This is a genomic window from Congregibacter brevis, assembly GCF_045689245.1.
Lineage (GTDB): Bacteria > Pseudomonadota > Gammaproteobacteria > Pseudomonadales > Halieaceae > Congregibacter > Congregibacter brevis.
Genome location: NZ_CP136865.1, coordinates 3158587 through 3171048, shown reverse-complemented (window position 1 = coordinate 3171048; position 12462 = coordinate 3158587). Strand labels below are relative to the sequence as shown.

Below are 12462 nucleotides of genomic sequence, written 5' to 3'. Positions count from 1 at the left end.
CGCCGTATGCCGTTCAATTCACCGCTGTAGCTTGCAATACGCTTATCCTAGGCTGGGCTCGTCCTGCGTGCTTTCACGAAAGCTGTCGATAGACGGGCAGGCGCAAAAAAGATTCCGGTCGCCGTAGACGTTGTCGATACGACTTACCGGCGGCCAGTACTTGTCTTGCTGGAGGGAGTCCATCGCAAACGCAGCTTGCTTTCGGCTGTAGGCATGGGCCCATTCCTCTCCGGTGAGATCGCGCAGCGTGTGAGGCGCATTAACCAGCGGGTTGTCTTCCAGTGACCAGCGTCCACTCTCAACTTCACGTATTTCTTCACGAATGGTGATAAGCGCGTCGCAGAACCGATCGATCTCTGCAAGAGACTCGGATTCCGTGGGTTCTATCATTAGAGTGCCGGCGACAGGGAATGACATCGTGGGAGCATGAAAGCCAAAGTCCATGAGTCGCTTGGCGATGTCTTCCTCGCCGATGCCGCTAGCCTCTTTGATCGGGCGAATATCAATAATGCATTCGTGAGCGACGGTGCCACTGCTACCCGTGTAAAGCACGCCATAATGATCGCGCAGTCGATGGGCTATGTAGTTCGCAGAGACGATGGCAACTTTACTGGCCTGTGTCAGTCCACGGGCACCCATCAGCGCAATATAGGCCCAGGAAATCGGCAAGATCGAAGCGCTGCCATAGGGAGTGGCGGACACGACGTCGTTATCTGGTGATAGTCCCGGTACGGGTACTACAGGGTTTGACGGCAGAAATGGTTGCAGGTGCGCGCCCACGCCGATAGGTCCCATGCCGGGGCCACCACCGCCGTGGGGTATGCAAAAGGTCTTGTGCAGGTTGAGGTGAGATACGTCAGCGCCGAACTTACCGGGGGCTGCTAAGCCGACCAAGGCGTTGAGATTGGCGCCATCGACATATACTTGACCACCGTGCTCGTGCACGATCTGACAGACCTCTACGATGTCCTCCTCAAAAACGCCGTGAGTGGAGGGGTAGGTCACCATGATCGCCGCTAAATGCTTGCTGTGTTGCTCGGCCTTTTTACGAAGATCCGCGATGTCTACATTGCCCTGAGCGTCGCACTCGACTATCACAACACGCATTCCCGCCAGAACCGCGCTCGCAGGGTTGGTACCATGCGCAGACGATGGGATAAGGCAAATATTGCGATCCCTGTCCCCCCGGCTTTCGTGGTAGCGCTTTATCACTAACAAGCCTGCGTACTCTCCCTGGGACCCGGCATTGGGCTGTAGCGATACAGCGTCGTAGCCTGTGCACTCTGTGAGCATGCGTTCAAGATCCGTTAGGAGTTCTGCGTAGCCTGCTGCCTGGTCGATGGGTGCAAAAGGATGTATCGCACCGAAGCCTTCCCAGGTAACCGGCAACATTTCGGTGGTGGCATTCAGCTTCATGGTGCAACTGCCAAGCGCAATCATGGAGCGATTAAGAGCGATGTCTTTGCTTTCGAGACGGCGCATATAGCGCAGCATTTCAGTCTCTGAATGATATTCATTAAAGAGAGGATGCTGAAGGTAGTCGACGTCGCGATATAGGTCGTCGGGAATACCGCTCTCAACGTCGAGACTATCGACGCTTAAAGATTCACCGGTAATTACTTCTATGAGTAGTGCAAGGTCGGCACGCGTGGTTGTTTCATCTAGAGAAACCCCCAATGTTTCAGCGTTGTCACAGCGTAGGTTAACGCCTTGGGCTTCCGCGCGAGCCAGTATGCTTTCTCGCTGGTCGTCGCTTGCGATCGTCAGGGTGTCTACGAAGTGTGAGTTAAGAACCGTTACGCCCGATGAGCGCAGCGCCGAGGCCAGTGCGCCCGTTAGTAGCTGCACGCGCTCCGCGATTTGGCGTAAACCCGCTGGTCCGTGATACATCGCATAAAAAGCAGCCATAACCGCTAGTAAGGCTTGCGCTGTACAAATGTTGCTCGTGGCTTTCTCCCGGCGAATGTGTTGTTCCCTGGTTTGCATTGCCATACGCAGGGCAGGGCGACCATCGCGATCGACGGAGACGCCAATAATACGTCCGGGGGTCGAGCGCTTGTAAGAATCTCGCGTGGCGAAGAACGCAGCGTGAGGTCCGCCATAGCCCATGGGGACACCAAAGCGCTGGCTATTGCCAACAACCACATCGGCACCGAGCTCCCCCGGAGACTTGAGCAACAAAAGCGCTAGCAGGTCGCTGGCAACCACCACCAAAGTGTTTTGGGCATGGGCTGATTCTATGAGTGCGCTGGGGTCGGATACGTTACCGCTGCTGCCTGGATACTGAATGAATACGCCGAATGCGTCGCCTTTCTGCAGCAATTGAGTAGCATTGCCATGCACAATCTCAATGCCTAGTGGTTCGGCACGCGTTTCGAGGACTGCAAGGGTCTGAGGGTGACAGTCGCTATCTACAATGAAGCGCACGCTCTTGTTTTTTTTGTTGACCCGCTGGGTCAGCGTCATTGCCTCTGCCGCGGCACTCGCCTCGTCCAGCATGGACGCGTTGGCGAGCTCCATGCCGGTCAGATCCATAATGACCTGTTGGTAACTGAGCAAGGCTTCGAGGCGTCCTTGGGATATCTCAGCCTGGTACGGCGTGTACGCGGTATACCAACCCGGATTCTCCAGCACGTTTCTTTGGATCACCGCGGGGGTGTGGGTACCGTAGTACCCCATACCGATAAAATTTTTGCAGATGCGATTTTGCGCAGCCATGGCCTTCAAGCGGGCGATAACATTGACCTCGCGTTGAGGACCATCTAAGGCCATGGGGTTAGTCAAGCGGATGTTTGAGGGGACAGTGGCGTCGATGAGTGACTCAACGCTGTCGTACCCTGCCGCCAAGGCCATTTCGCTCTGTTGTGCAGCGCTGGGGCCTATGTGTCGGGCGAGAAATTCGTCGTGGCCTTCAAGTGTCGTGAGGCGATCCATGCTCATGGTAGCGTTCCACAATTGCGGGGGCTGATGCCCGTTGGAAAGCGCGCCATTTTAGCAGCGTGGCTGCCGGACCAGCAATTCTCGTGGCGGTTTTGTATACCTTAATCACAGGCTCCATTACACTTGCGCGCTGTCGAAAATCACGACTTGGAGCCAAGAACGATGGATTTTACTCGCGTTGATCCCTCTGCCGCAGCGATGTCCGAGGGTCGCCTCAAAGGTATCGGGGAGCATCTGGAGCGGAGCTATGTTGAGCCCGGTAAAATCGCTGGCTGCCTCACCGCGGTTTTGCGTAGCGATCAGTTGGCATACCTGCACATTGCTGGTCAACGTGATCGCGAGCGCGAGCTCCCTATGACTGACGATACGGTCTTTCGTATCTATTCCATGACCAAGCCCATCGTATCTATCGCACTCATGACGCTTTGGGAGCGCGGCTTGTTTTCGCTTAATGATCCGGTTCACCGATTTATACCGCAGTGGAAAGGCCTCCAGGTGCGAGAGGGTGGTAGTTATCCTGAATTCCAAACCCGAACCCCCCATCGTCCAATGCGGATTCGCGACTTGTTGACCCATCAGTCAGGTCTTACTTACGACTTTATGCAGTCTACGGAGATCGATAGGGCGTACCGAAAACTTAAGGTCGCCAGACCCGTTCAGGGTTACACGCTAGAGGATATGATTGAGCAGCTGGCTACGCTGCCCCTGGAATTTTCGCCCGGCGATCGCTGGAATTACTCGGTGGCCACGGATGTCGTAGGCTATCTCGTCGAACGGATCAGCGGCCAGACGCTTCCGGACTATCTACACTCGACCATTTTTGACCCCTTGGGAATGTGCGACACCTCCTTTAGTCCGCGGGATGACCAATTGCATCGTTTCGCGTCCTGTTACACAAGAGATGGGCAGAAACGTCTGGTTCTTCAGGATGATGCTCAGTCATCGCAGTACATCGGTCGCAGTTTTTATTCCGGTGGTGGAGGATTGGTGTCAACCGCCGCTGACTATTTACGCTTCTGTCAGATGCTTCTTGGCAGGGGGGCGTTTAACGGACAGCGGATCATTAGTCGCAAGACTCTTGATCTTATGACGGCAAATCATCTACCTGAGAAAGCTGATCTGGCGAGCGTCGCCATGGCCGGCTTTACCGAAACCGACCACGAGGGCGTCGGCTTTGGTTTGGGCTTCGCGTCCAAGATCGATCCCGTCGTTAACGGGTACCCGGCAACGCAGGGAAGCTTTTACTGGGGAGGCATGGCGAGCACGCTATTTTGGATAGATCCTATTGAGGATCTTGCGGTGGTGTTCATGACCCAGCTGATACCATCGAGCACCTTTAACTTTAGAGGGCAATTGGAGGCGCTCGTATATGCTGCTCTCGACTAGGGGTGCTCGACTAGGGGTGCTCGACTAGCGATGCTGGACTAGTAGTACGGGGCAAGAATAGCCGCTTAACTGTGGCGATAAGCAACGTTCAATACCTCCAGCTCCCTTAGGCCCCCCGGGCTCTCGAGATTTACACAGTCGCCAATGCTTTTTCCCAAAAGCGCTCGGGCTATGGGCGCATCGATAGACACTTCGCCTCGAGAAGATTCGAACTCATCGGGCCCGAGGATGGTGAAGCTTTGCTGAGTACCATGTTGATCTTCGACCTCTACAGTCGCCCCAAAAAAAATCCGTTCCTGATTGCTCGGGGGTTCTCGCACGACCTGAAGGACTTCGAGCCGCTTGCTAATAAACCGTACCCGGCCATCAATCTCTCGAAGGCGTTTCTTGCCATAGATGTAGTCACCGTTCTCTGAGCGATCTCCGTTCTTGGCGGCATCCTGCACAGCCAGTGCTACTACGGGTCGCTCCTTGCGCCACAAGTCGTCAAGTTCTGCACGCAGTCGAGCCTCACCTGCTGCGGTGATCAGTGGCGTCCCTCGTGGGCGTGGTGCTCTATAACGTCCCATAGCAGTATTCTAGCCTGCCAGGTGTCCTTTGGAGTGCATTTCCCGTCGTGTTAAGGGGATCTATCCATACAAATGCCCGGGGCTTATTGCTGCATACACCAGAGGCACCTACACTCGCCCTATGAGATCACATTACTTGTTCAGAGCATGTTTCGCAGGCGCTTTTGCTGCTTCCTTTATGTCGTCTGCCGGGGCTCAATGCGTCAATGTGCAAGGGGACCCCGCCGAGGGTGGCTTAATTTGGGCAAAAGTTACACCGGGTACCTCAGTACAGCTGGATGATCAGCAGCTAACGGTGACGCCCGATGGCTTCGTAGTAGCAGCCTTTCATAGAGATGCGCCGGCGAACAGTCTGCTGCGGGTAGGTAACGACTGCGAGTATTCCGTAACTGTGGCTCAGCGTGAGTATCGGATTTCGCGCGTGGAAGGGGTTCCACAGAGGACCGTAACGCCACCCCAAGAGCAGCTCGAGCGCATTCGTCGTGAGCGGCAATTGGTGGCCGCCGCAAAGGCACAGGTCATCGAACGTCCCGATTGGCTCATGCAAATTGATGGTGGCTTTGTTTGGCCGGTGCAGGGGCGGATTTCGGGTGTATACGGGAGTCAGCGTTTTTACAACGGCAAGCCTGGAAGCCCGCACTACGGCGTGGACGTCGCTGTTCCCACAGGAACGCCCATTTATGCGCCAGCCGCGGGGCGGGTTACGTTGGCCGAACCGGATTTGTTTTACTCAGGGGGTACCGTCATTCTTGATCATGGTTACGGTCTGTCATCATCCTTTCTGCACATGAGTGAAGTGTCGGCAAAAGTAGGTGATGAGCTTAAGATAGGCGATCTAATCGGTGCAGTGGGTGCAACGGGGAGAGCGACGGGGCCCCATTTGGACTGGCGTATGAGCTGGAGGGATCGGCGGGTAGACCCGCAAAGACTCGTACCGCCCATGCCTAAGCCCATGCCTAAGCCTGAGCCTGATAAATCTACTCAGGAGTAACGTCGCCCCCTCGCCGATAACGCGGCGGGGAGCGAGGTCAATTTACATCTCTGCTGCTTTCTCGATCCCAACAGCCAGCGCTTGAGTAAAGGTAATAACTACAGACTGACCAATGCTGAGCTGCTCAATACGCTCGGCGCTAACGTCGCCAATGACGTGAGCTTTGCCGCGAGAATCCATGATAGTCACGGTTCCCAGCAGGCGGTTCATGCCTTCGATGGTGCATACAGCGCGAACCGCTGACACCATTGCGCCACCAGGTGCTTCGTTGTCGCCTGCCACTCCTGCATCTGCACCTTCAACCCAAGGGTTCGCCATCTCTTCTTCCGTAGGCTCACGAAGCTCAGCGGCCAATGCGGCTAGATAGGTAACGACCAAAAAGTCACCGGGTACGACTTCGGAGAGACGCTCGACTTGGGGGTCAACTTTGGTAGTTAGCTGCTCGCCAGTAGGAAGTTGAAGAACCATTTCTCGGGTTTCAGCATCCACAGCAATAACTTCGGCATCGACTTCGATGGCCATCGCACGCTCGGCGTGGTCTGACATGGGCTCTTCATGATGCGCTGCGCCAGCGAAAGGCGCTGCGGTAAGGCTCGCCGCCAGGAAAATACTGGAAAGAACTTTGTTTAATGACATGACTTTGACTCTTATGGGGTTAATTCGGGCGCGAAATTCTCCTCCATGGTAGCCAGAAACACAAGACAAATGGCGTGAGAAGCGCCTGCAGCGGGCAAAAAACCGTATAATCGCAAATTTCCCAAAAAGGATGACCCACTGTGCTCGATAAGAAGCTTTTGAGCATCCTCGTATGCCCCGTGAGCAAGGCGCCCCTTGAATATCACGAAGCCAGCGAGGAGTTGTTTTGCAAGGCCAGCGGATTAGCATACCCGGTAAGGGATGGCATACCGGTGATGCTGGAAGAGGAAGCTCGCCAGCTCACTGCTGACGAGAAGTTGGGTTAAAAGTTTGTTAAAACAGACTCTATACCGCAAAAAGGTACAGCAAATAGGCAGGCGCTAGGCATGGCAGACAGTATTTTCACAATGATCATTAACGGCGACATCCCGGCCGAGAAGATATATGAGGACGATCACTGCATAGCGATCAATGACATTAATCCTCAGGCGCCGGTGCATGTGCTGGTGATACCTAAAAAGGTGATCGAAAAACTGTCTGACGCGCAAGGTGACGATCAAGCCTTGCTCGGGCATTTAATGCTCGCTGCGGGAAACGTAGCCAGACAGCTGGGTGTTGCCGAGGCCTTTCGTTTGATCATCAACAATGGAGAAGGCGCTGGAATGACCGTGCATCACTTGCACTTACACATCATTGCCGGTGGCACTCTATCAGAGGGTAAAATGGTCGGCTGAGTTCGCAGCCCGCGAGACTTAAAGATAGCTAAACTTGTAACAATAGCTGCGAGAATAGCTGCGAGTGACTAAAGCTGCGACAACAGCTGCGACAACAGCTGCTGCAACAGCTGCTGCAACAGCTGCGACGACAGTTTTCACGACAGTTTCCAAAACAGTTTCGACAACAACGCGTACTGATAAAAACGCTTAGCCGCGATTTCGACTGCAGAAATCGCCCGCAGAGAGAGTAAGACATGAAAACCGGAGAAATCCGCGAGGCGTTTCTCGCCTATTTTGACTCCAATGGGCACCAGCGAGTTCCTAGTAGCTCATTGGTGCCAGCCGATGACCCGACGCTGCTGTTCACTAACGCCGGTATGAATCAGTTTAAGGATGTATTTCTCGGCGCGGAGTCTCGCCCCTACAACCGAGCGGTCAGTGCGCAGCGCTGCGTACGTGCAGGGGGTAAGCACAATGACCTTGAGAACGTGGGTTATACCGCGCGGCACCACACTTTTTTCGAAATGCTGGGAAATTTCAGCTTCGGTGATTACTTTAAGCGCGAAGCTATCCGTTTTGCCTGGGAGTTCCTTACGGTAAATCTGGGTCTTCCCAAAGAAAAACTTTGGGTCACCGTACATATCAGTGATGACGAGGCGGAAAAAATCTGGATCGAGGAGATCGGCTTTCCAGCAGAGCGTATTTCCCGACTCGATGAAGATAATTTTTGGCAGATGGGTGATACGGGGCCTTGTGGGCCGAGTTCAGAAGTCTTTTATGATCACGGAGAACACGTGCCAGGAGGGCCCCCTGGAAGTCCCGATGATGACCTGGATCGCTACATAGAGATCTGGAATCTGGTTTTCATGCAGTACAACCGCAGCGCTGATGGAGAGATGACTCCCTTACCCAAGCCCTCGGTAGATACAGGCATGGGGCTGGAGCGCATCGCGGCGATCCTCCAGGGTGTACATAGCAACTATGAGATCGATCTTTTTCAGGCGCTGATTAAATCTGCCGCTGAGGTAGTGGGCACCGAGGAGTACGCGGCATCCTCCTTACGTGTCATTGCAGATCATATTCGTTCCACCGCGTTTCTTGTTATTGACGGCGTATTACCGGGCAACGAGGGCCGTTCCTACGTTTTGCGCCGGATCATGCGCAGGGCGATTCGTCACGGTAATAAGCTGGGTGCTGACTCCTTGTTTTTCTACAAACTGGTCGCAACCCTCGTCGCTCAAATGGGAGACTTTTATCCCGAACTTTCAGAGCAGCAGTCGCGCATCGAAGACGTCATACGCGGCGAAGAAGAGCAGTTCGCCCGGACGCTTGAGCAGGGTATGGGTATCCTCAATGAAGCCCTTGCGGCCATGGATGGGGATGTTATTCCCGGCGATGTAGTTTTCAAGCTTTACGACACCTACGGATTCCCTGTTGATCTCACTAACGATATTGCCCGGGAGCGAAACTTCAGTCTGGATATGCCCGGCTACGAAGCTGCGATGCAGGCCCAAAGAGAGCGTTCGAAAGAGGGCGGTGGCTTTACGGTAGATTACAACAGCACACTCACGCTGGACGGAGAGACGACATTCACCGGTTACGATCAAATCACCGGTAGTGGAAAGGTCGTCGCTTTGTTGCGCGACAGCGAGCAAGTGCCTGAACTCAATGCTGGAGAACACGGTGTTGTGATTCTGGATCAAACACCGTTTTACGGAGAATCCGGCGGTCAGGCGGGAGACAGCGGTTACCTCAACGGCGAAGGCCTTCGTATGGAGGTCGGCGACACTACAAAGGCCCAGGGTCATCATCTACACCACGTTAAAGTCCTGGAGGGCTCTGTTGCTGTCGGCGATACGCTAGCCAGCGAGATTGATAACGAGCTTCGACAGAATACCCGTCTCAATCACTCCGCAACGCACCTTTTACATGCCGCTCTTCGCAATGAGCTTGGCGATCACGTTGCTCAGAAGGGCTCTTTGGTAGATGGTCAGCGTCTTCGTTTTGACTTTTCTAATCCTGAGGCGATGACAGCCGAGCAAGTACGTGCTGTAGAGGACAGCGTGAATGCTCAAATCCGTGCCAACTCAGAAGTAACTACCCAAGTGATGAGCATGGATGATGCTCGAGAGGCCGGGGCCATGGCGCTCTTCGGTGAGAAATATGGCGACGAAGTTCGCGTACTCAGCATGGGCGAAGATAGATTCTCGGTCGAGCTTTGCGGAGGAACCCACGTCGAGCGCACTGGTGATATAGGCTTGTTGCGGATTCTCTCTGAGGGAGGGCTCGCGTCGGGTGTTCGTCGAATAGAGGCGGTTACCGGTGCCCACGCCCTGCGAGAGATGCGCACCGTTGACGATGCTCTTGCCAATGTTTGCGAGGTGGTTCGCGGGACAACAGAAAACGTCAGTGACAAAGTCGCGGCTTTGCGCGGCCAAAACCGCGACCTCGAGAAAGAACTCGCACGCCTAAAGCAAAAGCTGGCGTCCTCGGCGGGTAGTGACATCACGGCGTCTGCCATAGAGGTCGATGGCGTGAAGGTGCTCGCCACTGCAGTTGACGGTGCAGATTCCGGTTCGCTACGGGGGATCATGGATCAGTGCAAGAACAAAATTGGTAGTGGTGTGATATTGCTCGCTGCGGTGAATGACGACAAAGTTGCGCTGGTTGCGGGCGTCACCAAGGACCTCACAGATCGCGTTCGGGCGGGTGATTTGATGCGCGAATTTGCTGGGCGCCTGGGTGGCAAAGGCGGCGGTCGTCCTGACATGGCCCAAGGCGGTGGTACTGAGCCGGCTTTGTTGCCTGCGGCTCTGGAAGCGGTTCCGTCCTGGGTAAAAGAAAACCTGAAGGCTTGAGATGTCACTGATTGTTCAAAAGTTTGGCGGCACGTCGGTAGGCAGCGTAGAGCGTATCGAGCAGGTCGCGGATAAGGTCGCGAACTTTCGTGATCAGGGGCATGACATTGTTGTCGTGGTGTCAGCAATGAGTGGCGAAACCAACCGCTTGATTGAGCTCGCTCAGCAGATACAGGACCAACCCGTGCCACGGGAAATGGATGTGCTCGTATCCACTGGCGAGCAGGTGACCACCGCTTTGCTCGCTATGGCCCTGCAAAAACGCGGCAAGGCAGCGAAAAGCTATAACGGTTCACAGGTGCGTATTCTCACGGACGACGCGCATACCAAGGCACGTATTCGAGAGATTGACGATGTTCGTCTCCACGCCGATTTGAAAAGCGGAAACGTGGTGGTAGTTGCAGGTTTTCAGGGTGTCGATGAGAGAGGCAACATCACGACCTTAGGACGTGGTGGTTCAGACACGACTGCTGTGGCGCTGGCTGCGGCTCTCAAGGCTGACGAATGTCAGATTTATACCGATGTGGACGGTGTCTATACGACCGATCCACGAGTTGTCGACGGCGCGAAGCGTTTGGACAAAATTACCTTCGAAGAAATGCTGGAAATGGCCAGCATGGGGTCCAAGGTGTTACAGATTCGAGCAGTGGAGTTTGCAGGCAAGTACAACGTGCCGCTGCGTGTTCTCCACAGCTTTCAGGACGGGCCGGGCACCCTCATCAGCCTAGAGGAAGAGGAAGACCTTATGGAAACCCCAACAATTGCCGGCATCGCCTTTAACCGTGACGAAGCCAAGCTCACTATTCTTGGCGTTCCTGACATGCCCGGCGTCGCTTTTAAGATACTGGGCCCTATCGGCAAGGCGAACATCGAGGTCGACGTCATCGTTCAGAACGTGGCGGAGGACAACAGCACGGACTTTACCTTCACGGTCTCGCGCAGCGAGTTGGCCCGGGGAGAGGAAATCCTTAAGCAAATCGCCGCGGAATTGGGTGCTAGAGAAGTTCGTTCTGACAGCCGTATCGCCAAAATTTCTGTCGTTGGTGTCGGGATGCGCTCCCACGCCGGTGTCGCCAGCCAGATGTTTGAAGCGCTGGCGGACGTGGGAATCAATATTCAGATGATTACGACATCGGAGATTAAGATTTCCGTGATTATCGAAGAGAAGTTTCTGGAACTTGCAGTAAGGGCTCTGCATTCCTCTTTCGGACTAGATGCGGAACCCACAGAGGAGTCTGCTGCCTAAGTTGATGGAGCGTCGCGTAAGGTTGGCGCCAACATAGGACGAATGACATGCTAATCCTGACACGAAAAGAGGGTGAATCCCTTAGGCTGGGGGACGATATTACGGTCACCGTGGTCAGCGTAAAAGGCGGCAACGTGCGTATTGGGGTGAACGCCCCTCGAGACCTCGCGGTTCACCGCGAAGAAATCTACGACAAAATCGCGGATGGCGGCCCAGAGCCGACTAGCGGCGACGAAAGCTAATGTATATCTTCTGAGCGGGCCTGTGAGCGACGACTATCAAGCGGTTCCACTGCCTGACGTACAGAATCTGACGGTGGAGCAGTCCCGTGAGCGAGCACTTGGCTACTTAAAGCATGTACAAGCTCGTCACTCGGTCCGCAGCTTCGCGGATACCCCCGTGCCGACGGATATCATCGAAGCCTGCGTTCTTGCCGCTGGCACCGCCCCTAGCGGTGCAAACCACCAGCCCTGGCACTTTGCATGCGTCAATGATCCCAACCTTAAGCGGCAGATTCGTGAGGCCGCTGAGATTGAAGAAGCCGAATTCTATGGCGGGCGGGGCGGGGATGAGTGGCTTAAGAATCTCAGCAAATTGGGTACCGATCAGTTCAAGCCCTTTTTGGAAACGGCGCCCTGGCTTATCGCTGTTTTTGTAGAGCGCCAGGGGAAGGATGCAGAAGGGAATAAGCGTAAAAACTATTACATGTCTGAATCTGTGGGTATTGCCACAGGGTTTTTGTTGAATGCGCTCCATAGCGCAGGTCTGGCTACTCTGACGCATACGCCCAACCCCATGAAATTCCTTAGCAAGATTTTGAATAGACCATCCACCGAACGCCCCTATATGCTCATTGTGGTGGGCCACCCATCTGCTGATGCGACAGTCCCTGCTGCAGCGCTGATAAAAAAACCGCTTGAGGAGATAGCGTCCTTTTTTACAGATTCAAATGATTTTCCAAAGTAGGCTAAAACGGGTTTGACCCAATAGACGACGGTGGTATCATCCCGCGCCTTACGGAGAAGTGGCCGAGTGGCTGAAGGCGCGCCCCTGCTAAGGGCGTATACGTTAATAGCGTATCGAGGGTTCGAATCCCTCCTTCTCCGCCAGACAAAAAAAG

Annotated in this window: 11 protein-coding genes and 1 tRNA gene; 9 read left to right on the top strand and 3 right to left on the bottom strand. The window is 54.5% G+C overall.

Features of this window, described 5'->3' with window-relative positions; translation table 11 throughout:
- Window positions 1–42: 42 nt before the first annotated feature.
- A complete protein-coding gene (gene gcvP, locus R0137_RS14050) occupies window positions 43–2940 on the bottom strand; it encodes an aminomethyl-transferring glycine dehydrogenase (RefSeq protein ID WP_407327033.1) in 2898 nt (965 codons plus the stop codon).
- A 162-nt stretch (window positions 2941–3102) separates the two neighbouring features.
- Between gcvP and R0137_RS14045 the strand changes: the two genes are divergently transcribed.
- Complete coding sequence (locus tag R0137_RS14045) at window positions 3103–4326, top strand: serine hydrolase domain-containing protein (protein ID WP_407327032.1); 1224 nt, start codon at window positions 3103–3105, stop codon at window positions 4324–4326.
- Window positions 4327–4391: 65 nt separating this feature from the next.
- Here the strand turns inward: R0137_RS14045 and greB are convergent, their stop codons facing one another.
- Window positions 4392–4895: a transcription elongation factor GreB gene (gene greB, locus R0137_RS14040; RefSeq protein WP_407327031.1), complete on the bottom strand. Its 504-nt coding sequence runs from the start codon at window positions 4893–4895 to the stop codon at window positions 4392–4394.
- A gap of 121 nt (window positions 4896–5016) precedes the next feature.
- Between greB and R0137_RS14035 the strand changes: the two genes are divergently transcribed.
- The gene (locus tag R0137_RS14035; RefSeq protein ID WP_407327030.1) at window positions 5017–5886 is read left to right on the top strand and encodes a M23 family metallopeptidase; all 870 of its coding nucleotides are present in this window, start codon (window positions 5017–5019) and stop codon (window positions 5884–5886) included.
- A 42-nt stretch (window positions 5887–5928) separates the two neighbouring features.
- On the opposite strand, the gene R0137_RS14030 is transcribed toward R0137_RS14035, so the two are convergent.
- Window positions 5929–6522, bottom strand: a complete 594-nt coding sequence (locus R0137_RS14030) for a hypothetical protein (protein WP_407327029.1) — start codon at window positions 6520–6522, stop codon at window positions 5929–5931.
- Between the two features lie 140 nt (window positions 6523–6662).
- Here R0137_RS14030 and R0137_RS14025 point away from each other — a divergent pair, with 140 nt between their 5' ends.
- From R0137_RS14025 to R0137_RS13995, 7 genes are all read left to right on the top strand, one after another.
- Complete coding sequence (locus R0137_RS14025) at window positions 6663–6848, top strand: Trm112 family protein (protein WP_008296215.1); 186 nt, start codon at window positions 6663–6665, stop codon at window positions 6846–6848.
- 60 nt (window positions 6849–6908) lie between these two features.
- Entirely contained in the window at window positions 6909–7256 is a 348-nt protein-coding gene (locus tag R0137_RS14020; RefSeq protein WP_407327028.1) for a histidine triad nucleotide-binding protein, read from the top strand.
- Between the two features lie 236 nt (window positions 7257–7492).
- Window positions 7493–10096: an alanine--tRNA ligase gene (gene alaS, locus R0137_RS14015; RefSeq protein ID WP_407327027.1), complete on the top strand. Its 2604-nt coding sequence runs from the start codon at window positions 7493–7495 to the stop codon at window positions 10094–10096.
- 1 nt (window position 10097) lies between these two features.
- On the top strand, window positions 10098–11342 hold the full coding sequence (locus R0137_RS14010; protein WP_407327026.1) for an aspartate kinase: 1245 nt from the start codon (window positions 10098–10100) through the stop codon (window positions 11340–11342).
- A 47-nt stretch (window positions 11343–11389) separates the two neighbouring features.
- Window positions 11390–11584: a carbon storage regulator CsrA gene (csrA, locus tag R0137_RS14005; protein ID WP_407327025.1), complete on the top strand. Its 195-nt coding sequence runs from the start codon at window positions 11390–11392 to the stop codon at window positions 11582–11584.
- Between the two features lie 22 nt (window positions 11585–11606).
- The gene (locus R0137_RS14000) at window positions 11607–12308 is read left to right on the top strand and encodes a nitroreductase family protein (protein ID WP_407327024.1); all 702 of its coding nucleotides are present in this window, start codon (window positions 11607–11609) and stop codon (window positions 12306–12308) included.
- Window positions 12309–12360: 52 nt separating this feature from the next.
- A tRNA-Ser gene (locus R0137_RS13995) sits at window positions 12361–12451 on the top strand.
- The last annotated feature ends 11 nt before the right edge of the window (window positions 12452–12462 follow it).

Coding starts and splice junctions, on each gene's coding strand:
- csrA (WP_407327025.1), top strand. CDS start 11,390: ATGCTAATCCTGACACGAAAAGAGGGTGAATCCCTTAGGCTGGGGGAC.
- greB (WP_407327031.1), bottom strand. CDS start 4,895: ATGGGACGTTATAGAGCACCACGCCCACGAGGGACGCCACTGATCACC.
- R0137_RS14030 (WP_407327029.1), bottom strand. CDS start 6,522: ATGTCATTAAACAAAGTTCTTTCCAGTATTTTCCTGGCGGCGAGCCTT.
- R0137_RS14020 (WP_407327028.1), top strand. CDS start 6,909: ATGGCAGACAGTATTTTCACAATGATCATTAACGGCGACATCCCGGCC.
- R0137_RS14035 (WP_407327030.1), top strand. CDS start 5,017: ATGAGATCACATTACTTGTTCAGAGCATGTTTCGCAGGCGCTTTTGCT.
- alaS (WP_407327027.1), top strand. CDS start 7,493: ATGAAAACCGGAGAAATCCGCGAGGCGTTTCTCGCCTATTTTGACTCC.
- R0137_RS14010 (WP_407327026.1), top strand. CDS start 10,098: ATGTCACTGATTGTTCAAAAGTTTGGCGGCACGTCGGTAGGCAGCGTA.
- R0137_RS14045 (WP_407327032.1), top strand. CDS start 3,103: ATGGATTTTACTCGCGTTGATCCCTCTGCCGCAGCGATGTCCGAGGGT.
- gcvP (WP_407327033.1), bottom strand. CDS start 2,940: ATGAGCATGGATCGCCTCACGACACTTGAAGGCCACGACGAATTTCTC.